The organism is Ruminococcus callidus ATCC 27760 (genome assembly GCF_000468015.1).
Lineage (GTDB): Bacteria > Bacillota > Clostridia > Oscillospirales > Ruminococcaceae > Ruminococcus_C > Ruminococcus_C callidus.
Genome location: NZ_KI260317.1, coordinates 577 through 1564 on the forward strand (window position 1 = coordinate 577; position 988 = coordinate 1564).

Here is a 988-nt window from a genome sequence, read left to right on the forward strand (position 1 = left end):
ACGAAGAACTGCTGTCCGTTGAAATGCAGGAACTGCAGGAGCTCGGATTCGACCTTGGGTTGACTGGTTTCGATGAATCTGAAATCGCTGACCTTTTCGACATTAACAGTGATGAAGCAAAACAGGATGATTTTGATGTAAATGCAGAACTGGAAAAGCCCTGCAAATCCAAAACAGGTGACATCTGGCATCTTGGAAAGCATACTGTTATCTGCGGTGATTCCACTTTGCCGGAAACCTATACAGCACTTCTTGGAGACACAAAAGTAAATCTTGTTTGCACAGACCCGCCGTATCTTGTCAATCTGGAAAGCACGTCAGGCAAAATCAAAAATGATGACCTTGATGATGAAAAAGGATATGCGTTTCTGAAATCTGCATTTGAGAGATTCAAAGATGCCATGGCGAAGGATGCAAGCATTTATGTGTTTTATGCCACCTCCAAGGCACGTGTATTTCATGATGCTTATGAAGATGCAGGCTTCAAGGTCGGTGCAGGACTTGTCTGGAAGAAAGACCGTCTTGTTCTCACCCGAACCGACTGGAAGTATATCCATGAACCGATTATCTGGGGCTGGAGAAAAGACGGAAAGCATATCTGGTATGGTGACCAGAAACAGAAAACAGTATTTGAATTTGACCGCATTAAAAACAGCAAAGAGGACGGCTGCGGACATCCGTCCAGTAAACCAGTCCCGCTGATCGCCTATCTGATTTCCCAGTGTACGCAGACAAATGGAATGGTGCTGGATGGATTTCTGGGAAGTGCATCTACGCTTGTTGCCTGCGACCAGCTTGACAGAATTTGTTACGGCATAGAGTTTGAACCGAAGTTTGTTGATGTAGCCGTTGAAAGGTACATAAAACTCCATGACGGAAATTCCGATGATGTGTATTTGATTCGGGATGGGAAGCGAATGGAATATTCGGAAGTAGAGGTGTCAGATGCGTAACCTCACCCTTGGCAGCCTCTTTGACGGCAGCGGCG

Annotated in this window: 1 protein-coding gene; it reads left to right on the forward strand. The window is 45.5% G+C overall.

From position 1 onward, the window contains the following. Positions 1 to 953 (forward strand): DNA-methyltransferase (locus tag RUMCAL_RS02665; protein WP_021680934.1); only part of this gene is annotated, 953 nt, incomplete at its 5' end. Positions 954 to 988 lie beyond the last annotated feature (35 nt).